The sequence below is a fragment of the Mesorhizobium loti CJ3sym genome (genome assembly GCF_000472785.1).
GTDB lineage: Bacteria > Pseudomonadota > Alphaproteobacteria > Rhizobiales > Rhizobiaceae > Mesorhizobium > Mesorhizobium loti_E.
Window position 1 is genome coordinate 205,485 of the sequence record NZ_AXAL01000008.1, and the last position, 21,593, is coordinate 227,077.

Below are 21,593 nucleotides of genomic sequence, written 5' to 3' on the forward strand. Positions count from 1 at the left end.
GACATACGCCACTGCTGGCGTTGAGGAGATTGGCATGCCCCTTCATTGCGAGAGCAGCGATCATGGCTGCGGCATCTGCCGTGCCCATGCGCTGGTACGCAAGATCGTCAGCAGGCTCTCCTCCGTGGCGCTTGACACTGGTGACGCAGATGAATTCACTTTCAGCGGGACAGGCGGCTTTGCCTGTTTCAGGGGGCTTTCCCCCTACGAGCAGGCCACGGTCGCCGTCGCATCTTGAGGCGGCACGGCCCGGAGTATCGGATCATGGTGCTGCTTTGAGCGAGAGGGCGCTGGCGGAACGCTTCAACCAGGTGGTGCTGCCGCATCTGGGCGACGCGCTGGCGCTTGCCCGCTGGTTGACCGGCAATGCCGCCGACGCCGAGGATGTCGTCCAGGACGCCTGCATCAAGGCGCATGCCGGCATATCGGGCTATGCCGGTGGTAACGCCCGCGCCTGGCTGCTGACCATCGTGCGCAACACCTCCTACACCTGGATGGCGCGCAACCGGCCCCGCGCCATGATGGCCGTCGGCGACCTCGGCGATCTCGACGACATGGCCGCGGCCCACGGCACCAGCCTGCCCGACGAGGACGGTCCGGAGGCGAGCCTGATCGCCAAGGCCGATACGGCGGCACTTGAAGCCGCGATCGCTGCCCTGCCGCAGCCCTATCGCGAAACGCTGGTGCTGCGTGACATCAACGGCCTCAGCTACCGCGAGATATCGGCCATGCTGACGGTGCCGATCGGCACGGTCATGTCGAGGCTCGCCCGCGCCCGTGGCCTGCTTGCGGCTGAACTGGGGAGAGCGTCATGACGCACGACGACGGACTGCCCAATGATCCCGAAGGTATCAGACTGATGATCCATGCCCTTGTTGATGGCGAGCTTGATGCGGCGGCCGCCCTTGCCGTCGAGCGCCGCATCGCCGCCGACCCGCAACTCGCCGCCGAGCATGCCCGCATAGTCGCCTTGCAAGGCGCCGTCAGCCGCTTGCCGCGCCCCGATGTCAGCGATGCCTTTCGAGCCCGCATCGCGGCGATCGGCATGGCCGGCATCGAACCGCCGGCGCCAGCCGAGGCGGCAGAGCAGCAGCGGGGCGCACCGTCGGCACTGCCGGGATTGATTTCGGTCGCTGGTGGTGGCCAGAGGCGCGACGCCGGAACACGACCCTCCCAAACGCGCGCACCGCCAAGGGCAGGCCGCTTCGGCTCGTTCGACTGGCGCGCCATGGCCGCGTCGATCATGATCAGCGCCGTGCTGGCCAGCGGGGCGACGCAATGGGTGATGCAAAGCGGCGTCGATGACGGCTTTGCCGCCGCGGTCGCCAGCGGCCACCGCCGCAGCCTGCTTGCGGCGAGCCCTATCGACATCGTCTCGTCCGACCGCCATACGGTGAAGCCTTGGCTCGATGCCCGCATCGGCGTCTCGCCGCCGGCACCGGATCTTGTCCAGGATGGCTACGCGCTGATCGGCGGCAGGGTCGAGGTGATATCAGGCCGGCCGGTGCCGGCGCTGGTCTACCGCCACCGCGAGCACCTGATCACGCTGGTCGCCGAACCGCAGCAGGGTGGCAAGACCACCCAGCCGGACGATCTTTCATCCGGCGGCTTCTCGATGGTGCACTGGAGCGACGGCGCCTTCTCCTACTGGGCGATCTCCGACATGGAACGGCCCGAACTCGACGACTTCGTCGCCCGCTTCCGCAAGGCGGCGGTGTAGTGGCCACGCCGCCCCGTTACTGATCCCAGCTCTCCAGCGGGTTCTCCGACCCAAGCTGTCGGTTTGCAAGCAGCTGGCGCCCCTTCAGAATATAACTTTACAAATATAAAAAATTATGTGAAGTTATGTTTATTGAAGGGTCCAAATGACAACCAACCGTTTCGCCACCCGCCTTAACTCCTTTGCCTCGCGGCCGCAGGCCGAATGGCCGGATCTCACAGGCAAGCCGTCATTGATGCAGATGGCCACACGAGCCGCCAAGGTTGCGGGGCTGACAGATCTTGATCTCAATTTTCCCGACCATGTCGGTGAAAAGCCGACGGAAATTAGCCGCAAACTCGGCGATCTCGGCCTTTCCATCAATGGCTTCGCCATGCGCTACTACTCTAATCCGGCCTTCAAGCTCGGCGCTTTCACCAATCCCGATCCAGCGGTGCGCCGCGAGGCCATCGACATGACCAAGGCCGGCATCGATGCCGTGCGCGAGGCCGGCGCCAGCCTGATGACGTTGTGGCTAGGCCAGGATGGCTTCGACTACGCCTTCCAGGCGCATTATGCGACGTTGTGGCAACACGAAATCGATGGGATTGGTGAAGTTGCCTCGCATGACCCCGATTGTCAGATCAGCCTCGAATACAAGCCGAACGAGCCGCGCTCCTATAGCCTGATGCCGGACGCAGCGACGACGCTGCTGGCGATCCGCGATGTAGGCCTGCCCAATCTCGGCGTCACACTCGATTTCGCCCATGTGCTTTATGCCGACGAACAGCCGGCCTTCGCCGCCGCCCTGGTGGCCCGCCACAGCAAGCTGCTCGGCGTGCATCTCAATGACGGCTACGCCAAGCGCGACGACGGGCTGATGGTCGGCGCGGTGCACACGCTGCAGACGATCGAGCTGCTGCGCCAGATCCGCCGCGACGGCTACACCGGCGCCATCTATTTCGACACCTTTCCCGACATGACCGGGCTCGACCCGGTGCATGAGTGCGAGGTCAACATCGCCACCGTCAAGCGCATGCTGCGCGTCGTCGACCGGCTGGACCAGGACAACCGCCTGTCCGCCGCCATGGACAGCCAGGACGCGGTGACGTCGCAGGCCATCATCCAGGAAATCATGCTCGGGCCGGACAGCTGAGGCGCCGGCCGGGCAACACATCGTTTCAACAAGGGAGGAATACAATGAAACTTCTGCTCGCCACCGCAACCGCCGCGCTCATGGCGCTTTCGATCGGCTCGGCTTTCTCGGCCGATCTCGCGCCGCTCAATTCCGACACCGAGAAGGACCGCATCGACTGGTCGCAGCTCGATGCCAAGTTCGGCGCGTTCCCCAAGCTGCCCGACGGCACCAAGGCGGGCGCGGTGTCCAAGACGCTGACCAATGAATACTGGCGTTCGCTGGGCGAGGGCTACAAGGCATTCGGCGAAAAGGTCAAGGTGCCCGTCGTCTATCAAGCAGCGCAAAGCGAAGGCGACCAGCTCGGCCAGCTCACCATCGCCGAGGGCCTGATCACACAGGGCTACAGCGTGCTGCTCGTCTCGCCGCAGACCGACGCCAATCTGCAGCCGATCATGGAACAGGCCAAGGCCGCCAACGTGCCTGTGGTCAATGTCAACGACGCCGTCATCCCGCAGGCCGAGCACTATGTCGGCAATGTGCAGCGCGACAATGGCGTGCGCGTCGCCAAATGGTTCATCAAGAACCGCCCGGACGGCGGCAAGGTCGCCATTGTCGAGGGCCAGGCCGGCGTCTATGCCGCCGTGCAGCGCACCGACGGCTTCAAGTCTACGATCACAGCTGCCGGCAAGTTCCAGGTCGTCGCCAGCGTTCCTGGCAACTGGGATCGCCAGACCTCCTATGACGCGGCCACCAACATCCTGCAGCAGCATCCCGACCTGATCGGCTTCTATGCCAACAATGACGGCATGGCGCTGGGCATCGTCGAGGCGGTCAAGGCCGCCGGGCTTCAGGACAAGGTCGCCGTCTTCGGCACCGACGGCATCTCCGACGCCTACGCCTCGATCCGCGCCGGCGAACTCACCGGCACGGTCGACTCGTTCCCGGTGCTGACCGGCGAAGTGGCGCTGGAATCGGCGCTGCGGCTGGTCGCCGGGCAGAAGCTGCCGCGCGTCGTCGCCACGCCACAGGCGCTGATCACCAAGGACAATGCCGACCGTTATTCCGGCAACGGCGACGCGGTACGCAAGGCACTGCTCGAGGACGCGGCAGCGGGCAACTAGGCGGGCGAGCATGCCGGTCAGGGCAATTGCCCGGCCGGCACCTCGCTGGAGGCGAACCAATGTCTGTCCGTTTGCAATTCGACGGCATTTCCAAGGTATTTCCGGCCGTCAAAGCGCTCTCCGGCGTGTCCTTCTCGGTTGGGGCCGGTGAAATCCACGGCCTTCTCGGCGAAAATGGCGCCGGCAAGTCGACGCTGCTGCGCATCCTTTCGGGTGTGTACCGCCCGACTTCGGGAAGCGTCCTCATCGACGGCAAGGCGGTGACGCTTGCCAACCCGGTCGCGGCGCGGGCGGCCGGCGTTGCCATGATCCACCAGGAATTGCAGCAGGTGCCGCGTCTCAGCGTCGCCCAGAACATGTTTCTTGGCCATCCGCTGACACGCGGCGGCATTTTCGTTGCAAGGCGCGAGCAGGAGCGCCGCGCTGCGGAAGCGCTTGCCGCCATTGATCCGTCCATCAATCCGTCGGCACCGCTTGGCACTCTGAAAGTGGCGCAGCGGCAGATCGTCGAAATCGCCCGGGCGCTGCTCGACCGCGCCCGCATCGTTGCCATGGACGAACCGACATCGAGCCTAACGCCGAGCGAGTTCGAACGGCTGGCGGAAGTCGTCAAAGGGCTGGCGCGTGACGGCGTTGCCGTCGTCTATGTCTCGCACAAGCTGGACGAGGTGTTCGGCATCTGCCAGCGCGCCACCATCATGCGCGACGGCGTGGTGGTCGATTCCGTCGATCTTAAGAGTCTTTCGGAGAAAGCGGTCGTGGCGATGATGGTCGGGCGCGAACTGGCGCAAGAACAACATCACTCCCATGCCACCAGCGAGGTCATGCTCAGCGTGCGCGGCCTAGCCTCGGCGACAAAGGTCCGCGACGTCTCGTTCGACCTGCATCGTGGCGAGGTGCTGGGCATTGCCGGCCTTGTCGGGTCCGGCCGCACCGAATTGCTGCGGCTTCTGGCGGGCGCCGATCGCACTACCGCCGGCACGATCTCGCTCGATGGCAAGGCGATGCGCTTATCCAGCCCTCGCGCTGCGATCGCCGCCGGGATCGGCCTTGTGCCGGAAGAGCGCAAGCGCGAAGGCATCGTGCCGTTGCGGTCGATCACAAGCAACATGGCGCTGGCCTCAATGGGCGTGTTCGCGCCGCGCGGCGTCATCGACCATGGCCGGCTGAAACTGGTGGCGGTGCAAAAGATGAAGCGCGTGAACCTGCGGCCCTTCCTGCTCGACCGGCCGATCCGGCTGTTCAGCGGCGGCAACCAGCAGAAGGCGATCATCGGCCGCTGGCTGGCGGCGGGCACGCGCGTCCTGCTGTTCGACGAGCCGACGCGCGGCATCGATGTCGGCGCCAAGTCGGAAATCTACCATTTGATCGAGGAACTCGCCGCGGAAGGCCATTGCGTCATCGTCGTCTCTTCGGAACTTCCCGAAGTGATCCGGCTGGCCGACCGCGTGCTGGTGATGCGCGACGGCACGGTCGCCGCTGAACTCGGCAAGGCTGATCTCTCCGAACAGGCGATCGCGGCGCACGCCATTCCGCAAACGCAGACGGCGGCCGGCAACGCCGCGGGGCAAGACAATAGGTGACTGATATGTCGCAGACCACTCTGGTGCAGCCTCGGACTGAATTCTTGCGCGGGTTTTCCATGCGCGATGCAGGCACGCTGATCGGGCTTGTCGTGATCCTCGGCGTTTTCGGGGCGCTCGTGCCCGGCTTCTTCGCCGAGCGCAACCTGATCAACATCCTGCAGCAGTCGAGCATCAACGCCTGCCTGGCGCTGGGCATGACGCTGGTCATCATCTCCGGCGGCATCGACCTTTCGGTCGGACCGACGGCGGCACTTTCGGCGGTCATCTCGGCCTCGATGATGGTTGCCGGCGTGCCGTTCCCGCTGGCCATCGCCGCCGGCTTTGCCATCGGCATGCTTTGCGGCCTAGTCAACGGTATCCTCGTCGCCTATGTCGGGTTGCAGCCCTTCATCGTCACGCTGGGAACGCTCAGCACCTACAGGGCGCTGGCGCTGATCTATACAGGCGGCAATCCGGTGCTTGGCCTACCCCCTAGTTTCCGCGCCATCTTCAACGGCTCGCTGTTCGGCCTGCCGCTGGCGGTCATCATCGTCGCGGTGGTGGCGATCATTGCCTGGATCGTGCTGAAGAAGACGCCGTTCGGCGAATACCTGCTGGCGGTCGGCGGCAATGAGGAGGCGGCCTACATCGCCGGTGTGCCGATCGCCCGCACGAAGATCGCCGCCTACATGATCTCGGGCCTGCTGGCCGCACTCGCGGCGCAGATCCTGATCGGGCGCCTTGGCGCCGCCGAACCCATTCTCGGCAATCTCTGGGAACTCGACGCCATCGCGGCGGCGGCCATCGGTGGCGCATCACTGATGGGCGGCAAGGGCAGTGTTATCGGCACCATCCTTGGCGCCGTCATCCTTGGCGCCATGCGAAACGGTTTGACGCTGATGAACGTGCAGTCCTTCTATCAGCTTCTGGCAACTGGTCTTATAATCCTCGCCGCGATGCTTATCGATCGCGTGACGAGGGGGCGTGGATGACCTTGAGCGGGCTGGACCTGAAAGCGGTAGGACCACGCATCCGCATGATGATGCCGCATCTCACCCCGCTGGAGGCGAAGGTGGTGGAAACCGTCTTCGGCCGTCGAGGCTTCGACGAAAGCATTCCGCTGAAGCAGATCGCCGAGGAAGCCGGCGTGTCCGAGGCGATGGTGGTCAAGATCGCCAAGAAGCTCGGCTTCTCCGGCTACCGGGACTTTCGTACCGCCGTTTATGAGTACAGCCGCCTGCCGACCGCCGAGATGCACCAGGAACTATCGTCGGACGACAGTTCCGCGGAGATCGTGCAGAAGGTGTTCCGCACCTCCATCCAGGCGCTGGAGGAGACGCTGGCGATCCTCGACATGAAGGATTTCGACCGCGCCGCGGAACTGCTCTACCGCGCCGGTACCCGCGACTTCTATGGCGTCGGCGGCTCGGCACAGATCGCGCGCGATGTCTCGCACAAGTTCCTGCGCATCGGCATTCGCACGAATGTCTATGACGATTCCCACATGATGCTGATGTCGGCCTCGTTGCTTGGCGCTGACGACATCGCGGTCGGGTTCTCGCATTCGGGCAACACATCGGCGGTTATCGACGCCATCCAGTTGGCGCGCAAGAACGGCGCGCGCACACTGGCCATTACCAATTACGACAACTCGCCGCTGGCTGCGGTTGCTGACATCGTGCTGTGCTCGACCGCCCAGGGGTCGCCGCTGATGGGAGAGAACGCCGCGGCGCGTATCGCCCAGCTCAATATTCTCGATGCGCTATTCGTGGCCGTGGCCCAGCGCGACTACCAGGCGGCTGAACGCAATCTCGGCCGGACTATGTCGGCGGTCACATCGAAACGCAAAGACCGGGGCTCATGACGCCGTCGACAACCCCACTCGTCACTGTCTTCGGCAGCCTGCACTATGACATCATGGTCGACGCCCCCGACCGACCGCGCAAGGGCGAGACGGTGACCGGTCATGCCTGGCATCCGAAATGCGGCGGCAAGGGCAGCAACCAAGCGGTGTCGGCGGCGCGCGCCGGGGTGCGCGCGGCGATGATCGGAGCGATCGGCGACGACGATTTCGGGCGAGCGCTGCTGGCCAATCTCGACCGTGCCAAAGTCGACCGCCGCTTCGTGCGGGTGGCGCCTGGCACGGGTTCCGGCATGAGCGTTGCGATCTTCGACGCCGGCGGCGACTATGGTGCGGTGATCGTCTCGGGCAGCAATTTGACCCTCGGTGAAGCCGACATTGCTTCCTCCGCTGAATTGGTGGCCCAAACAGCGGTGCTGCTTCTGCAGAACGAAGTGCCGGAAGCCGCCAACATTGCCGCCGCGCGCGCGGTGAAGGCAAAGGGAGGCCGCGTGCTTCTCAACGCAGCACCGGCGCGCGCGCTATCCGTTGAATTGACCGCACTGGTTGATATCCTCGTCGTCAACGCCATTGAGGCCGAATTCCTGGCCGGCGTGGCGGTGGTCGAAACGCTGGACGGCGCCGCGCAAGCTGCGAGACAGTTGGTCGATATCTACCCGGTTGCGATCGTCACGGCGGGCGGCGAGGGTGTCGCCTGCTGCGCGCGGACCGGCGAAGCCTTCGCGTTGCCGGCCATCCCGGTCAAGGTCGCCAGCACGCATGGCGCGGGCGATGAATTCGTTGGCGCTCTGGCTGCGGGTCTTGCCCGTGGAGTGGACATCCAGGCAGCCGTCACCACCGCCAATGCTGCTTCTGCCCTGCTGGTCTCCATGCCGGAGGCCGAGCGAAACCGCATCTGATGGCCCCGCTCTTCTGGCCGCCAGACATCGGTCATCGTCGCGCATCCTTGCCGTCGCTGCCGAATTCCGCTAAGGCGCGCCTTTGTCGCCGGGGAGCAGAAGCTTGAACGACCAACGCGCCGACGTCGCCATCATCATGGGCAGCCAGTCCGACTGGGCGACGATGCGCCAGGCCGCCGAAACCCTTGAGGCGCTGGGCATCCCGCACAAACGGCTGATCATATCAGCGCATCGCACGCCCGACCGGCTCTACGACTTCGCCAAGGGCGCCAAGGCGGCCGGCTACAAGGTCATTATTGCCGGCGCCGGCGGTGCGGCGCATCTGCCTGGCATGACGGCGGCGATGACGCCGCTGCCGGTGTTCGGCGTGCCGGTGGAATCGAAGGCCCTGTCGGGGCAGGATTCGCTGCTTTCCATCGTCCAGATGCCGGCCGGCATTCCGGTGGGCACGCTGGCCATCGGCAAGGCAGGCGCGGCCAACGCCGCCCTGCTGGCCGCCGCCGTGCTGGCTCTCTATGACGACAAGCTTGCCCAGCGCCTCGATGCCTGGCGCGCCGCGCAGACCGCCAAGGTCGCCGCTGAACCGACGGACACGCCGTGAGCCTGCCCGCCGGATCGACGATCGGCATCATTGGCGGCGGCCAGCTTGGCCGCATGCTGGCAATGGCCGCCGCGCGCCTCGGCTACCGCACCGTGGTGCTGGAACCGCAAGCGGATTGCCCGGCCGCTCAGGTCGCCAACCGGCAGATAACAGCCGCCTATGACGACCCGGCTGCTCTCGCCGAACTGGCCGCAGTGAGCGCTGTCGTTACCTACGAGTTCGAGAACGTGCCCGTTGCAGCGGCAGAAGCCCTCGCCGCCAGGGTTCCGGTCTATCCGCCGGTGCGGGCGCTGGACGTGGCACAGGACCGGGTCGGCGAAAAAAAATTCCTCAATGGCATCGGCATCGCCACCGCCGATTTCCGTTCGGTCGACACCGACGATGATCTGACGGCGGCGCTGAAGGCGTTCGGCGGCAGCGGCATCCTGAAGACGCGGCGCATGGGCTATGACGGCAAGGGCCAGCGCGTCTTTCGCAAAATGGAAGCCGGCGGCTTTGCCGGCACCTGCGAGGCGATGGGCAATGTGCCGCTGATCCTGGAAAGCTTCGTGCCGTTCGAGCGCGAGATATCCGTGATCGCCGCGCGGGGGCTGGATGGCGCGGTCACTGCCTATGATCCAGCCGAGAATGTCCACCGAAACGGCATTCTCCACACCTCGACCCTGCCGGCCGCCATCAACTCCAAAACGGCTGACGCGGCGCGGGCGGCGGCAGGGAAGATCCTGTCGGCGCTCGATTATGTCGGCGTCATCGGTGTCGAGTTCTTCGTGCTGGCCGACGGTTCGCTGCTGGCCAACGAGATCGCACCGCGCGTCCACAATTCCGGCCACTGGACCGAGGCAGCCTGCACCATCTCGCAATTCGAACAGCATATCCGCGCCGTCGCCGGCCTGCCGCTGGGCAGCCCGGGCCGCCATTCCGATTGCGTGATGGAGAACCTTATCGGCGACGACGTGCTGCGCGGCCCAGCCCTGCTCGCCGAGCCCGACCTGATCCTGCATCTCTACGGCAAGGCGGAGGCGCGGCCTGGCCGCAAGATGGGCCACTTCACCCGCATCAGCCGCCGACCTTAGCCCGAAAAGGGCCTATTGCACCTCGTCGCTATCCTGGTCGGGACTGGCGCAACTCGCATCGCCTTCCTCGCAATTGGCAGAGGCGGCGAGCTGCTTGATGCGCTCATTGGTCAGCCTGGTCAGGCACTGCGAAACCTCCATCGCATGGATGGACCCGCCGGCGCTGGCAGCGGTGGTATGCGCGCATTCGGCATCGCGGAAGCTGATCCAGGCACGCTGCGCGGCCTGCATCAATGCCTTGCCGTCGGCATCATCCGAACTGATCAGGTTCTGATAGGCCTTGTTGAGCCTGGCATCGGCGGCCTGATAATCCTCACCGGCGCAGATGTTCATCATCTGCTGGCCGTCGTCGGAGCGGTCGCATTCCTGCGCGCGGGCAAGCGATGCTCCCGCCAGCAAGACAAGGCAGGCAGACAGCAATATTGCGCGCATGGTCATCCCCAAATCACTTGAACCCAAGGCATCATCCCAGCCCGCCCGGGACCGTGCAATGCCGAGGGAGCCGACATGGCGGATATTTGATGATATCAGGACATGGAGCATGCTTGCGGTTGACACGGGCAAGGCTCCTCGTTTATGAGCCACCCACCGTTGAAAAGGCGCGTCTTTTGGCGCGCCTTAAAATTTCGACCCGGGACCGGGTCCACACCGACAGGCAAGACCATGAAGATCAAGAATTCGCTCAAGGCGTTGAAGGCGCGTCACCGCGACAACCAGCTGGTTCGCCGCAAGGGCCGCGTTTACATCATCAACAAGACCGCCCCGCGTTACAAGGCGCGCCAGGGTTGAGCTTTCGGCCGGAGGCTTTTTGCCTCCGCCCATTGATGCTTGTCGGCCTGCCGACCTTCTCACGCTAAAATCACTTTGCTGTTCCGCCGCCCGGGACTAGGATCGGGCGATGCGGATTCTTTTTGCATTTTTGATAGCTTTCCCTGTTTCCGGCGCTATTGGCATGCCGGCCTGGGCCGCGGACGACCAGCCGGCTCAGCCGACGGCCCCTGAAGCTCCAGCGCCGCCGATGACGAAACAGGCCCGGCTCGACAAGCTGTTCACCGATCTCAAGCGCGAGCGCAATGAAAAGGCGGCCGAACGCATCGCCGGCAACATCTGGAGCGAATGGTTCCAGTCCGGCAGTGCATCGATCGACCTGATGATGCTGTGGTCGCAAAAAGCGATGGACAACCAGAAGTTCGACGTCGCGCTCGATTTCCTCGACCAGGTGGTGACCTTGCAGCCGAGCTATGCCGAGGGCTGGAACCGGCGCGCGACGGCGCATTTCATGATGAAGAACTACGGCAAGTCGATGTCCGACATCGACCGCACGCTGCAGCTCGAGCCGCGCCATTTCGGCGCGCTGTCAGGCCTGGCGCAGATCATGGCGCTGACCGGCCACAAGCAATCGGCGCTCGAAGCCTGGCAGAAGGTGCTGGCCATCTATCCGATGATGCGCAGCGCCCAGGACCAGGTCGCCACCCTTTCGGAAGAGCTTGCCGGCGAAGGCATTTGATTGCTCTAAGGGATTAGGCAGTAGGGAATAGGCATTAGGCGCTTGAGCCTCTCCCCTACTGCCTACTGCCTACTGCCTACTGCCTACTGCCTACTGCCTACTGCCCTGCTCCAGAACTTATCCCCCTCCACCTCCGTATATCCCCGCATGAACCTGATCTACGCAGTCCTCGCCTTCCTTTTCGCACTCATCTTTACCCTCGTCGGCGTCACCCGCGTCGGCTCGTGGCTGATCGAGCGCCGCAATCCGCCGATCGGTGAATTCGCCGACATCAACGGCGCCCGCCTCCACTATGTCCACATTCCCGCGCCCGCCAATGCGGACCTGCCGCCGATCGTCTTCATCCATGGCGCCAGCGCCAACCTCAAGGACCAGATGCTGCCGCTCCGGCCGCTGCTCGAAGGCCGCGCCGAAATGCTGTTTTTCGACCGGCCGGGCTTTGGCTGGTCCGGGCGCGGGCCTGGCAACAACGAGGATCCGTCGGCGCAGGCCAACACGATCGCCGCCCTGATGGACCGTCTTGGCATGAAGAAGGCAATCATCGTCGGCCATTCCTTCGGTGGCGTGGTGACGGCGGCTTTCGGCCGCGAGCATGCCGACAGGACGCTCGGCCTTGTCTTCCTGTCGCCGGCGACCCACCCCTGGCCGGGCGGTGCGACCTCCTGGTACTACGACCTGACCACAATCCCGGCGATCGGCCGGCTGTTTTCAGAGACACTGACCTATCCCGCCGGAACATTGCAGATGACGGATGCCACGACCTGCGTGTTCTCGCCCAACAAGGTTCCGGACAATTATCTCAGCATCGCCTCGATCCCGCTGGTGCTTCGGCCAGCGGCCTTTCGCGCCAACGCCACCGATGTCGCCGGCCTCTACAGCTACGCGCTTGGCGCCGCACCGCACTACAACGAGATCACGGCGCCGACCGTGGTCATTTCGGGCGACCGCGACAAGGTCGTCTACGCGCATATCCATTCCGTCGGCCTGGAGCGCGACATAGCGGGCGCCGAACTGGTCTGGGTGCACAATCTCGGTCACAAGCCGGACTGGATCGCCCCGGACCTCGTCGTTGGCGCCATCGAGAAGGTCGCCGGCAAGAATATCGACCTGGAGGCGATGGCCAGGACGGTGGAAGCACGGATCGCCGGCGACACCTATGGTGCGGGCAAGTGCGCTGACATCAAGGTGCCGCAGGTGGAACTCGCGCCGACCTGAGATGTATATCCTCAAGCACGGCATCAAGAGAAGCCCGGAAAGGCGATGGGCGCTGCCGGATCGCATCTTCTTCGGTTACGGGGCGTGCCACATTCTTGCGGGTACCTTCCTCAAGCATCCCCTCTTAAAGGGTTTTTTGCAGAACGGATCATCCCGGCCGAGAACTTTTCCGGAAACCATGTCTATGTGACGAACGGCGCGATCACCTTCGACCACCACGGTTACTCTAGCCGCGAGCGCCTCCTGCAACACCACAGAAAGGGCTGGGCCGCCCATAGCGCCGGTTGGCACTGCACCATCGAGAAGGTCGATTTCGACCTGCTCGACACGGCCGAATTGAACCAGCGAAAGATGCTGGGGCCGGATCAGTACCATTATGACGCTGTTCTTCGTGCGCGGCGGTTTCTTCAGCGCATAGACCACGCTGAAGCCGCAGAAAGAGCGCTTAGGATCGCGACGGCTTGAAGCCCTTCGGGCCGCAATCGTGTGAAGTCCTTCAAGCAGCAATGCCTCAAAGGAAGCTGCGCAGCGCTACACGCTAGATGACCAGTAGCGGTGTCTTGCCGGGAACGCGATCGTAGAGGTCCATGACGTCCTGGTTGAACATGCGCACGCAGCCTGACGAGGCGGATTTGCCGATGGACTTCCAGTCCGGCGATCCATGGATGCGGCAGAGCGTGTCGACCCCGTCCTTGAAGATGTAGAGCGCGCGCGAGCCGAGCGGGTTGCTGACGCCGGGCTGCATGCCCTGGCGCCATTTTTTTCAGCTTTGGGTCCCTGCGGATCATGGCCGAAGGCGGCGTCCAGGTTGGCCATTTGCGCTTCCACTGGACGATCGCGCGGCCCTTCCAGGAATAGCCCTGGCGCCCCAGCCCAACGCCATAACGCATGGCCTTGCCGCCCTCGAGCACGAGGTAGAGATATTTGTCGGTCGTGTTGACCACGATCGTGCCCGGCTTTTCGCCTGTCGGATCGTCAACGATCTGCCGCAGGAACCGCCCGTCGACCTTGCCGAAGGGGATCGCCGGCAGCGCATGGCCCCCGTCTTCGACCGCACTGTACATGCTCGCATAGTCGGGCGACGCCTGGGCTTCAGGGGCGGCATCTTCGATCGGTGCCTTTTCCGGCGCCGGCTCAAGCGGCGGCGGATTGAGAGAAGCGGCCATGCCGATCGACTGTCTGGGCATTTGGGCACAGGCCGAAATCGCCGAAACGCCAACAAGCGACAGCCCGGTCAAAAGCGACCGGCGCGAAACAGGAAATGACATTCAATACTTTCAAACGATGGGAATTGCCGACAGGAAGGGAGGCGACGATCGATGCCGCCTCGCGCCCCCGTGTCTTGTAGAGGCAATCAGGGCGACCCTGTGTCTAGACAAAGGCCGGGATCATTGTCCGAGCCTTTGTTGTATTGTGGCCACAGCAAGCCCCGCACGAAAACCGCGCGATACGCTTCAGTCAGGAAATCAACAACTTACCGGCTGCCCTGCGCATCCGACCCGACATAGGCGATACGCAGCATGTTGGTCGAACCGGGCGTCCTCAGCGGCACACCGGCCGTGATGATGACGCGATCGCCCGGCTTGCCGAACTCTTCTTCCAGCGCGATGCGGCAGGCGCGATTGACCATGTCGTCGAGATCGGTTGCATCGGGCGAGACGACGCAATGGGTGCCCCACAAGAGCGACAGCCGCCGCGCCGTGTTGAGGATCGGCGACAGCGCAATGATCGGCACCTGCGGCCGTTCGCGCGCGGCCCGCAGCCCGGTGGTGCCGGACGCCGTGTAGGTGATGATCGCCGCCAGTTTCAGCGTCTCGGCGATCTCGCGGGCGGCCAGTGAAATGGCGTCGGCGCCGGTTGCTTCCGGTTCGGAGCGCTGCGCATTGATAATGCCGGCATAGGTCGGGTCGGTTTCGACCTTGGTGGCGATGCGGTTCATCATTGCCACGGCTTCAACTGGATAGGCGCCCGCCGCCGATTCCGCCGACAGCATGATGGCGTCGGCACCTTCGAAAACGGCGATCGAGACGTCGGAGACTTCGGCGCGGGTCGGCACCGGTGCGGTGATCATCGATTCCAGCATCTGCGTGGCGACCACCACCGGCTTGCCGGCGCGGCGCGCGGCGCGCGTGATCTGCTTCTGGATGCCAGGCACGGCCTCGAGCGGCATCTCGACACCGAGATCGCCACGGGCGACCATCAGCGCGTCGGACAGTTCGATGATCTCGGCCAGCCGGGCGACGGCCTGCGGCTTTTCGATCTTGGCCATGATCAGCGCCCGGCCGCGCGCGATCTTGCGCGCTTCGGCCAGATCTTCGGGGCGCTGCACGAAGGACAGCGCCACCCAGTCGACGCCGGTGGCCAGCACCGCGTCGAGATCCTTGCGGTCCTTCTCGGTCAGCGCACCGACCGGCAGGTCGGTATCGGGCAGGCTGACGCCCTTCTTGTCGGAAATCGTGGTACCGGCAACAACGATGCAGGTGATCGACTTGCCGTCACTCTTGATCGCTTTCAGCTCAAGCTTGCCGTCGTCGATCAAAAGCCGGTGGCCAGGCTCGACCGAGCTCAGGATTTCCGGATGCGGCAGATAGACCCTGGTCGAGGTTCCTGGCTCGGGATTGTCGTCGAGCGTGAAGGTCTGGCCTGATGTCAGCACTTCCTTGCCATTGGCGAACTTGCCGACGCGCAGCTTGGGGCCTTGCAGGTCGGCAAGGATGCCGATCGGCCGGCCGACCTGTTCCTCGACGGCGCGGATGCGGCCGACCAGCGTGCGCATCAGCTCGTGGTCGGTATGGCTCATATTGATGCGGAACACGTCGGCGCCCGCTTCGAACAATTTCTTCAGCATCTCCTCGGAGGAGGAGGCCGGACCGATTGTGGCTAGGATCTTGACCTTGCGGCTGCGTCTCATTGACTGTTGGTTCCCGGGGCGGCTGGAGCGCCTCCCGTTGCGGGCTCATCGGTCAGCTGGACCATCCAGCTTGCCTGTTCGCCCGTGTCATATTCCTGAAATCCGGCGCGCTGAAAGCCCCGGGCGACGCAGTCGTTTACGCCGGCGATCTTGAACTCTTTTTCAGCCACGCACATGTTGATCGGGCCGTCCCAGCGTCCACCGCGCTCAGCGTCTTCTGCATAAAGATAGTAAAACCTTGATGACAGCGGCCCTTCGATCAACGTCTTGCAGCTCGATCCTTCGATGTGCCACCAGCCCTCGGTGATCCAGCCGGCCTTGGCGCGATAGCCGATGCCGACACCGACCAGGTTCTGTGTGGCGTTGCAGACGCGGAAATCGGCACGCGCCGGCGAGGCCATGACCATCGCCGAGAAGCCCACGGTCAGGATCAGGAGCGGCATGGCAAAGGCGGAGCGCATGCGCTGCCTGCCGGCGGAACCCATTCCAAAACCCCTCAAGAACCACATCAGCATCTCTCTGCGCCCCTTTTCGGAAAAGTCCGGGCGCATGTCAACGCGCCGTTTTGTCCAATTCCAATCGATTTAGGAAGGCTCCGGCGCCCAATTTGCCGACTTCTGCCAAATTTCCCGGGAAACCTTGGCCAAACAACGGCGTTGCGCAAGCGTCGTCTTCGTGGAATGACGATAGCACCCTCCCCGGAAGCCAGCGAACAGACCATTTCCCGCCAATGGCCCGATCCACAGTTTTCGCGACTTTCGACATTGTCGAGGGCAACCGCAAGCGGGGCACCATGCCTTTGGCTGATCATGCCCGCCGCGACCTGCCGAACGACTATGGCAAGCCTAGGCCTGCCGGAAACCAGGTCACGAACAGTCAACCCCATCACGCATCGGCTCATCTGCCAATCCGCAGCATGCCAAGGAATTTTCGCGATGTGTAGAATAACCCCTTGCGAACCGACTTCGCGACTTGGCGCAAAAAAAGACCATAGAGTGCGTTGTAGCCATGCTTTCCTGCCAGGATATCCAGATATCCGTTCTGCAGAGTGCTTGCGTCGGCAAAGGCCCAGGCGAAGGGTCTATGGACAAGCTTCGGAAAGATGAAACATCTCAAAATGTTGGCCTGCCGCAGACTGGCGGAGATTTTCGAGTATTCGCCACCGTATTCCTGCAGCGCGGATGATCCGACGCCTTTCTCATTGCAGGAAAGAACCGCCTTGGCCGCCGCGGCCCCCGTTTCCATTGCGTAAGCGATTCCTTCGCCTGTTATTGGATCAACGACCCCCGCAGCGTCGCCGCAGAGGAGAATATTGCCTCTTCCCGGCGTCCTTCGGAAATCCCCAAATGGAATATACTGGCCTTTTACCCTGTAGTCGGCGATCGCAAGATTCTTGTACGACAGGTACGTCTCAAGGCTTTGTTTGAGGTCGGGGTTGAAACGGTGAATGCCGCCAACGCCAATCGTGAACGTCTCGTGTTTCGGGAATATCCAGCCGTATCCCCAGTGAGCAGCGCCGAAATCGACCTCCGCGCGATCCAAGGCATCAGGCATATCGGATCGTGGAACCTCCACCTCAAGGCCAAATCCGATCGTCTTGGGATCGAAGGAGGCACCGAAAAGGGCCTTGGCGATTTGGCTGTTCACGCCATCGGCCCCAATCAGAAACCTGAAGGCCAAGGATTCTCCGGTTTTGAGTTGCAGCATGTTGTTTTGGAGGTCGACGTTGACGATCTCCGCGCTGAGCCTCAGATCAACAGAGGCCTCACTGGCGATCTCCAGGAGGTAGTTGTCGAACTTCTTGCGCATTGTGAAATAGAGCGTGGAATAACCATTGTTGTCCGCCAGGAAGCTGTTGTTGAAATAGAAGCGCAAGCGATCCGAAGAGACGAACAATTTTTCATCCCAGGATCGTCGAAACACGGTCTCGAACACCCCTTTGCTACGGCCGCTGACGAGCCCTCCGCACAATTTGTTTCGGGGAAAAGCACTCTTGTCGATGAGGCAGGTTCGAAACCCCCGAGATGCCGCGGTGAACGCGGCCGCGCTGCCGGCTGGGCCGCCACCGACGACGATGAGATCGAACTGGCTCTGTGAGTCCGGCTTCATAGCTGGGCCGAGATCCTTTGGGGAAATGCGTGAAACACGCCATATCGGGGACGATGAATGGCAGCAATCCTTTCGAAGCCGTCCCGGATGACAGGATCGATCGTACGGTTGTCGTATCTTGAAAATGATCGCAGACAATTCAAGGGGTTGTAAGAAGCCTATCCTCGTCACAGTATGACGATAGTCCCGAAAGCCAGCGAACAGACCATTCCCGCCAATGACCCGATCCACAGTTTTCGCGCCTTTCGACATTGTCGAGGGCGACCGCAAGCGAGGCATCGTGCTTCTGGCAGACCATGCCCGCCGCGACCTGCCGGATGACTATGGCACCCTCGGCATGCCCTCAGCGGAGTTCGACCGACACATTGCCTACGACATTGGCGTCGAAGCGGTGACGCGCGAACTGGCCGCCCTGCTCGGCGTGCCGGCGGTGCTCGCCAATTTTTCGCGGCTGCTGATTGATCCCAATCGCGGCGAGGACGACCCGACGCTCATTCGCCAGCTCTATGATGGCACCGTCGTGCCGGGAAACTATCCGATGGCGCCCGAGGAGCGCGAAAGGCGGCTCGACACCTTCTATCGTCCCTACCACGACGCGGTCGGCGCCAAGATTGCTTCGGTCGCGCAGGCTTCCGGACAGGCACCCTTCATCTTCTCGGTGCATTCCTTCACGCCGGTCATGCAGGGCATCAAGCGCCCCTGGCATGTCGGCATATTATGGGACCTTGACGACCGGGTGGCGCGGCCGCTGATCGACATGTTGGCTGAAGACAAGAACCTCGTCGTCGGCGACAACGAGCCCTATGACGGCGCGCTGCGCGGCGACACCATGTTCAAACATGCCATCGTCAATGGCTACGCCCACGCATTGATCGAGATCCGCCAGGACCTGATATCAGACCAGAAGGGCGCGGTCGCCTGGGCCGAGCGCCTGGCACCGATCGTTGACGCGATCGACCGCCGTCCCGATATACATGCGGTAAAGATGTTCGGCTCGCGCACCGGGCCGGTGTGAGGATCAGGAAAATGACCGAACTCAGCGACGAACAGAAACGCGATTTCGAGGCCGCCGCCTTTCGCCGCTTGGTCGAGCACCTCAGAGAACGCAACGACGTGCAGAACATTGACCTGATGAATCTCGCCGGCTTCTGCCGCAACTGTCTGTCGAACTGGTACCGCGAGGCGGCGAACGCCAAGGGCGTCGACCTCGGCAAGGACCAGTCGCGCGAGATCGTCTACGGCATGCCCTATGCCGAGTGGCAGGCACTCAACCAGACCGAAGCGTCGGATGCCAAGAAGGCGGAGTTCGAAGCCAGGCGGCCGAAGGACCATTAGGTCGGCCTGATACGGCGAGCGACCGCCGACCACCTTCTTCCGGCGCCTGTGTGGACCAAACCTTCGCGGCTTCGTCATCCTAGGGCGGAGCAAGGAGCGAAGCGACGCGGCGCAGACCCTAGGATTCTGTGTGTCGGCCGGCACAAGCACAGCGGCTCAGAATGAAGGTCGCGCCCACCAAGGCAGATTCTGCACCGTATCATCGCACATACGGCACGGCACAGGATCCTCGGGTCTGCGCCACGTCGCTTCGCTCCTTGCTTCGCCCGTGGATGACGAAGGGAGGAGCGTTTCGGCTAATCTCTAAGGTTTCAACCCGCCATCAGCAATGCCGGTCTGTTTCGCTCTTTGGTTCAAGCAATTCCCACAGGCCAGCGCTTGACTACAAATTGAATCGATCTAATTTGCCGCGCTGAGCCATTTTCTGACCGGACTCGCCTTATGAACGCGCCAAACGCCATGCAGACTGCCATCCGCGGGCGATGGGCCGTGGCCGCCATTTTCCTTGCCAACGGCTTCCTGACCGGCAGTTGGGCGCCGCAGATCCCGGTCTTCCTCACCCGGCTCGACATCACCAAATTCACACTTGGCCTGCTGATCCTCTTGTTCGGCGTCGGCGCCGTCGCCGCGATGAGCTGGTGCGGCCATTTGATCTCCAGGCATGGCTCGCGCACCGTGCTGCGCTGGTTCGCCCTTTGCGGCAGCCTTGGTCTGCTGGTCGTGGCGCTGGCGCCCAATGTACCGCTGGCGGCGATCGCCATGATCATTTTCGGCGGCTCGATCGGCGGCATGGACGTTGCCATGAATGCCAATGCGGTGGTGGTCGAACGGAAATTGTCCCGCGCGATCATGTCGTCCTCGCACGGCTTCTGGAGCCTTGGCGGTTTTGCCGGCGGCGGCTTGGGCGGCTTTGCCATCCAGCACTATGGCCATCTCGCCCACGCCGCGGTGGTGACCGCGCTGGCCTTCGCGGTGATCGCGGTGGCGGTCGGCCATCTCGTCGCCGAGGACAGGCCACCGGCAGCCGAGCATCATAAATTCACGCTGCCGGCAAACCCGCTGGTCTACCTGATCGGCCTGATGGCACTGCTGACAATGGTCTCCGAAGGCGCGGTGCTCGACTGGGCGGCATTGTACCTCCGCCAGGAGCTCGGCGCCGACCTTGCCATCGCCGGTCTTGCCTACGCCGCCTTTTCCGGCGTCATGGCGATCATGCGCTTTTTCGGCGACGGCGTGCGCAACCGTTTTGGCGCGGTGACGACCCTGCGCGGCTCGGCAGTCGTCGCCGCCGCCGGCATGCTGATTGCCGGCCTATCGCCCTCGCCTTGGCTTGCTATCGCGGCCTTTGCGCTTTGCGGCTTTGGCATCGCCAACATGGTGCCGATCATCTTTTCGGCCGGCGGTAACCAGGAAGGCATGTCGTCGGGAACCGGCATGAGCGTCGTCACCACCATGGGCTATTCCGGCATTCTGGTGGCGCCGTCGGCGATCGGCTTCGTTGCCGAGCATTCCAGCTTCGGGCCGATCTTCATCGCCATGTCGGTGCTGCTGATTGTCGTCTTGCTGATGGCGGGCCTTGCTCACAGCGCCGAATTCGCACCAGCACCCGCCGAATAGCGTTTCAGCTCCTCGTGGAGAAAATCCGCCACGCGGCGGATGCGCACGCTGCTGCGCACGTCGCGATGCATGGCCAGCCACACCGGCAGGCCAGGCAAAGGCAGGCCGGACAGCACCTTCTCCACCAGCGGATCGCGATCGGCCAGTGGCTCCTGGCCAAGGCCGATGCCGTTTCCCGCCCGCACCGCTTCCCATAAAACGATCTGGTTGTCGGCTCTGAATCGGAAACTGCCACGGGTGACCGGGATGCCATGCTGGACAAAGCCCCGGATCATCTCGTCGCTGCGGTCAAAGCCGATCAAGGCGTGGTCTGCGAGCTCGGCCGGCCCCAACGGACGGCCGCGCCGGTCCAGGTAAGAAACGGCCGCGCAGGCGCACAGCGCGATATCGCAGACCTTGCGCGCCACCAACTCGTTCTGTGCCGGCTTGACCATGCGGATGGCGATGTCGGCGTCCCGGCGCAGCAGGTTCTCGACCTGGTTCGAGGCAACGATCTCAACCTCAATGCCGGGTTCCTCGATGCCGAGCCGCGCCATCATGTCGGGCAGCACATAGGCAGCCACCACTTCGCTGGCGGCGATGCGCACGGTGCCTTCGATCGCCTCGACCGAACCCAGCGCCAGCAGTGAAAAGGCACTCGCCTGTTCGCTCACCGCCTTGCCGCGTTCGAACAGTGTGGCGCCGGCTTCCGTCAGCGCATAGCCACTGCGCCCGCGCCGGAACAGGGTGACACCGAGCGCTTGCTCCAGTTCGCCGATGTGACGGCCAAGCGTCGGCTGGCTGGCCGACAGCTTGCGCGCCGCAGCCGAAAGGCTGCCGGTTTCCGCAACCGTGACGAAGCTCTTGATGAGGTTCCAATCGATATCTTCCATTCATTTTTAAATATCAAAACTCCAGACATAGTCAATTTCTATTCGTATGTGATGCGGCGATATTCGACCT

Annotated in this window: 23 protein-coding genes and 2 pseudogenes; 19 read left to right on the forward strand and 6 right to left on the reverse strand. The window is 63.3% G+C overall.

Features of this window, described 5'->3' with window-relative positions; genetic code table 11:
- The first annotated feature begins 34 nt into the window (after positions 1-34).
- The 11 genes from A3A9_RS38715 to A3A9_RS0112975 all read left to right on the forward strand — a co-directional run bounded on the left by A3A9_RS38715 (position 35) and on the right by A3A9_RS0112975 (position 9,957).
- Entirely contained in the window at positions 35-238 is a 204-nt protein-coding gene (locus A3A9_RS38715; protein WP_033838526.1) for a hypothetical protein, read from the forward strand.
- Positions 239-275: 37 nt separating this feature from the next.
- A complete protein-coding gene (locus tag A3A9_RS0112930) occupies positions 276-815 on the forward strand; it encodes a sigma-70 family RNA polymerase sigma factor (RefSeq protein WP_027059156.1) in 540 nt (179 codons plus the stop codon).
- A complete protein-coding gene (locus tag A3A9_RS0112935; RefSeq protein WP_027059157.1) occupies positions 812-1,720 on the forward strand; it encodes an anti-sigma factor family protein in 909 nt (302 codons plus the stop codon). Before A3A9_RS0112930 ends, A3A9_RS0112935 begins: the two co-directional genes overlap by 4 nt.
- Before the next feature lie 145 nt (positions 1,721-1,865).
- Positions 1,866-2,855, forward strand: a complete 990-nt coding sequence (locus tag A3A9_RS0112940) for a TIM barrel protein (RefSeq protein WP_027059158.1) — start codon at positions 1,866-1,868, stop codon at positions 2,853-2,855.
- A gap of 44 nt (positions 2,856-2,899) precedes the next feature.
- Positions 2,900-3,958 carry a sugar ABC transporter substrate-binding protein gene (locus A3A9_RS0112945; RefSeq protein WP_027059159.1) on the forward strand — a complete coding sequence of 353 codons (1,059 nt, stop codon included), beginning with the start codon at positions 2,900-2,902 and terminating at the stop codon, positions 3,956-3,958.
- A gap of 59 nt (positions 3,959-4,017) precedes the next feature.
- Positions 4,018-5,541 (forward strand): sugar ABC transporter ATP-binding protein, encoded by a 1,524-nt coding sequence (locus tag A3A9_RS0112950; protein ID WP_027059160.1) that lies wholly within the window; start codon positions 4,018-4,020, stop codon positions 5,539-5,541.
- A gap of 5 nt (positions 5,542-5,546) precedes the next feature.
- Positions 5,547-6,515 (forward strand): ABC transporter permease, encoded by a 969-nt coding sequence (locus tag A3A9_RS0112955; protein ID WP_082222037.1) that lies wholly within the window; start codon positions 5,547-5,549, stop codon positions 6,513-6,515.
- Complete coding sequence (locus A3A9_RS0112960; protein WP_027059162.1) at positions 6,512-7,387, forward strand: MurR/RpiR family transcriptional regulator; 876 nt, start codon at positions 6,512-6,514, stop codon at positions 7,385-7,387. The genes A3A9_RS0112955 and A3A9_RS0112960 overlap by 4 nt, the downstream gene beginning before the upstream one ends.
- A complete protein-coding gene (locus tag A3A9_RS0112965) occupies positions 7,384-8,283 on the forward strand; it encodes a ribokinase (protein ID WP_027059163.1) in 900 nt (299 codons plus the stop codon). The genes A3A9_RS0112960 and A3A9_RS0112965 overlap by 4 nt, the downstream gene beginning before the upstream one ends.
- Positions 8,284-8,386: 103 nt before the next feature.
- A complete protein-coding gene (gene purE, locus A3A9_RS0112970) occupies positions 8,387-8,884 on the forward strand; it encodes a 5-(carboxyamino)imidazole ribonucleotide mutase (RefSeq protein ID WP_027059164.1) in 498 nt (165 codons plus the stop codon).
- Positions 8,881-9,957 (forward strand): 5-(carboxyamino)imidazole ribonucleotide synthase, encoded by a 1,077-nt coding sequence (locus tag A3A9_RS0112975; protein WP_027059165.1) that lies wholly within the window; start codon positions 8,881-8,883, stop codon positions 9,955-9,957. The genes purE and A3A9_RS0112975 overlap by 4 nt, the downstream gene beginning before the upstream one ends.
- Before the next feature lie 12 nt (positions 9,958-9,969).
- Here the strand turns inward: A3A9_RS0112975 and A3A9_RS0112980 are convergent, their stop codons facing one another.
- Positions 9,970-10,389, reverse strand: a complete 420-nt coding sequence (locus A3A9_RS0112980; RefSeq protein WP_027059166.1) for a lysozyme inhibitor LprI family protein — start codon at positions 10,387-10,389, stop codon at positions 9,970-9,972.
- Between the two features lie 231 nt (positions 10,390-10,620).
- Between A3A9_RS0112980 and ykgO the strand changes: the two genes are divergently transcribed.
- The 4 genes from ykgO to A3A9_RS41170 all read left to right on the forward strand — a co-directional run bounded on the left by ykgO (position 10,621) and on the right by A3A9_RS41170 (position 13,144).
- Positions 10,621-10,746, forward strand: a complete 126-nt coding sequence (gene ykgO, locus A3A9_RS0112985) for a type B 50S ribosomal protein L36 (RefSeq protein WP_006327841.1) — start codon at positions 10,621-10,623, stop codon at positions 10,744-10,746.
- A 109-nt stretch (positions 10,747-10,855) separates the two neighbouring features.
- Positions 10,856-11,464, forward strand: a complete 609-nt coding sequence (locus A3A9_RS0112990; protein ID WP_027059167.1) for a tetratricopeptide repeat protein — start codon at positions 10,856-10,858, stop codon at positions 11,462-11,464.
- 147 nt (positions 11,465-11,611) lie between these two features.
- On the forward strand, positions 11,612-12,679 hold the full coding sequence (locus A3A9_RS0112995; RefSeq protein ID WP_027059168.1) for an alpha/beta fold hydrolase: 1,068 nt from the start codon (positions 11,612-11,614) through the stop codon (positions 12,677-12,679).
- Between the two features lie 45 nt (positions 12,680-12,724).
- Positions 12,725-13,144: a hypothetical protein gene (locus A3A9_RS41170; protein ID WP_245279027.1), complete on the forward strand. Its 420-nt coding sequence runs from the start codon at positions 12,725-12,727 to the stop codon at positions 13,142-13,144.
- Positions 13,145-13,217: 73 nt separating this feature from the next.
- Here the strand turns inward: A3A9_RS41170 and A3A9_RS41175 are convergent.
- From A3A9_RS41175 to A3A9_RS0113015, 3 genes and pseudogenes are all read right to left on the reverse strand, one after another.
- Positions 13,218-13,947: pseudogene (locus A3A9_RS41175) on the reverse strand (L,D-transpeptidase).
- A gap of 206 nt (positions 13,948-14,153) precedes the next feature.
- A complete protein-coding gene (pyk, locus tag A3A9_RS0113010; RefSeq protein WP_027059169.1) occupies positions 14,154-15,590 on the reverse strand; it encodes a pyruvate kinase in 1,437 nt (478 codons plus the stop codon).
- Complete coding sequence (locus tag A3A9_RS0113015; protein ID WP_245268852.1) at positions 15,587-16,033, reverse strand: DUF1036 domain-containing protein; 447 nt, start codon at positions 16,031-16,033, stop codon at positions 15,587-15,589. The genes pyk and A3A9_RS0113015 overlap by 4 nt, the downstream gene beginning before the upstream one ends.
- Positions 16,034-16,320: 287 nt before the next feature.
- Here A3A9_RS0113015 and A3A9_RS46480 point away from each other — a divergent pair.
- Positions 16,321-16,447 (forward strand): annotated as a pseudogene (locus tag A3A9_RS46480) (N-formylglutamate amidohydrolase); the annotation flags it as partial.
- Positions 16,448-16,487: 40 nt separating this feature from the next.
- Here the strand turns inward: A3A9_RS46480 and A3A9_RS38730 are convergent.
- On the reverse strand, positions 16,488-17,699 hold the full coding sequence (locus A3A9_RS38730; protein WP_051370882.1) for a geranylgeranyl reductase family protein: 1,212 nt from the start codon (positions 17,697-17,699) through the stop codon (positions 16,488-16,490).
- Positions 17,700-17,916: 217 nt separating this feature from the next.
- Between A3A9_RS38730 and A3A9_RS0113025 the strand changes: the two genes are divergently transcribed.
- From A3A9_RS0113025 to A3A9_RS0113035, 3 genes are all read left to right on the forward strand, one after another.
- Positions 17,917-18,714 carry an N-formylglutamate amidohydrolase gene (locus tag A3A9_RS0113025; protein ID WP_027059170.1) on the forward strand — a complete coding sequence of 266 codons (798 nt, stop codon included), beginning with the start codon at positions 17,917-17,919 and terminating at the stop codon, positions 18,712-18,714.
- An 11-nt stretch (positions 18,715-18,725) separates the two neighbouring features.
- On the forward strand, positions 18,726-19,034 hold the full coding sequence (locus tag A3A9_RS0113030) for a DUF1244 domain-containing protein (protein WP_027059171.1): 309 nt from the start codon (positions 18,726-18,728) through the stop codon (positions 19,032-19,034).
- Between the two features lie 441 nt (positions 19,035-19,475).
- The gene (locus tag A3A9_RS0113035; RefSeq protein WP_027059172.1) at positions 19,476-20,651 is read left to right on the forward strand and encodes an MFS transporter; all 1,176 of its coding nucleotides are present in this window, start codon (positions 19,476-19,478) and stop codon (positions 20,649-20,651) included.
- Here the strand turns inward: A3A9_RS0113035 and A3A9_RS0113040 are convergent.
- Complete coding sequence (locus tag A3A9_RS0113040; RefSeq protein ID WP_027059173.1) at positions 20,615-21,523, reverse strand: LysR family transcriptional regulator; 909 nt, start codon at positions 21,521-21,523, stop codon at positions 20,615-20,617. The genes A3A9_RS0113035 and A3A9_RS0113040 overlap by 37 nt on opposite strands.
- Positions 21,524-21,593: the final 70 nt, after the last annotated feature.

Bases quoted from the DNA above. Each gene is read 5' to 3' on its own strand.
- A3A9_RS0112960 (WP_027059162.1), top strand. From the start codon at position 6,512: ATGACCTTGAGCGGGCTGGACCTGAAAGCGGTAGGACCACGCATCCGC.
- A3A9_RS41170 (WP_245279027.1), top strand. From the start codon at position 12,725: ATGGGCGCTGCCGGATCGCATCTTCTTCGGTTACGGGGCGTGCCACAT.
- A3A9_RS0112965 (WP_027059163.1), top strand. From the start codon at position 7,384: ATGACGCCGTCGACAACCCCACTCGTCACTGTCTTCGGCAGCCTGCAC.
- A3A9_RS0112980 (WP_027059166.1), bottom strand. From the start codon at position 10,389: ATGCGCGCAATATTGCTGTCTGCCTGCCTTGTCTTGCTGGCGGGAGCA.
- A3A9_RS0113040 (WP_027059173.1), bottom strand. From the start codon at position 21,523: ATGGAAGATATCGATTGGAACCTCATCAAGAGCTTCGTCACGGTTGCG.
- A3A9_RS38715 (WP_033838526.1), top strand. From the start codon at position 35: ATGCCCCTTCATTGCGAGAGCAGCGATCATGGCTGCGGCATCTGCCGT.
- A3A9_RS0113025 (WP_027059170.1), top strand. From the start codon at position 17,917: ATGACCCGATCCACAGTTTTCGCGCCTTTCGACATTGTCGAGGGCGAC.
- A3A9_RS0112945 (WP_027059159.1), top strand. From the start codon at position 2,900: ATGAAACTTCTGCTCGCCACCGCAACCGCCGCGCTCATGGCGCTTTCG.
- A3A9_RS0113015 (WP_245268852.1), bottom strand. From the start codon at position 16,033: ATGCCGCTCCTGATCCTGACCGTGGGCTTCTCGGCGATGGTCATGGCC.
- pyk (WP_027059169.1), bottom strand. From the start codon at position 15,590: ATGAGACGCAGCCGCAAGGTCAAGATCCTAGCCACAATCGGTCCGGCC.
- ykgO (WP_006327841.1), top strand. From the start codon at position 10,621: ATGAAGATCAAGAATTCGCTCAAGGCGTTGAAGGCGCGTCACCGCGAC.
- A3A9_RS38730 (WP_051370882.1), bottom strand. From the start codon at position 17,699: ATGAAGCCGGACTCACAGAGCCAGTTCGATCTCATCGTCGTCGGTGGC.
- A3A9_RS0113035 (WP_027059172.1), top strand. From the start codon at position 19,476: ATGAACGCGCCAAACGCCATGCAGACTGCCATCCGCGGGCGATGGGCC.
- A3A9_RS0112935 (WP_027059157.1), top strand. From the start codon at position 812: ATGACGCACGACGACGGACTGCCCAATGATCCCGAAGGTATCAGACTG.
- A3A9_RS0112990 (WP_027059167.1), top strand. From the start codon at position 10,856: ATGCGGATTCTTTTTGCATTTTTGATAGCTTTCCCTGTTTCCGGCGCT.
- A3A9_RS0113030 (WP_027059171.1), top strand. From the start codon at position 18,726: ATGACCGAACTCAGCGACGAACAGAAACGCGATTTCGAGGCCGCCGCC.
- A3A9_RS0112940 (WP_027059158.1), top strand. From the start codon at position 1,866: ATGACAACCAACCGTTTCGCCACCCGCCTTAACTCCTTTGCCTCGCGG.
- A3A9_RS0112995 (WP_027059168.1), top strand. From the start codon at position 11,612: ATGAACCTGATCTACGCAGTCCTCGCCTTCCTTTTCGCACTCATCTTT.
- A3A9_RS0112950 (WP_027059160.1), top strand. From the start codon at position 4,018: ATGTCTGTCCGTTTGCAATTCGACGGCATTTCCAAGGTATTTCCGGCC.
- A3A9_RS0112955 (WP_082222037.1), top strand. From the start codon at position 5,547: ATGTCGCAGACCACTCTGGTGCAGCCTCGGACTGAATTCTTGCGCGGG.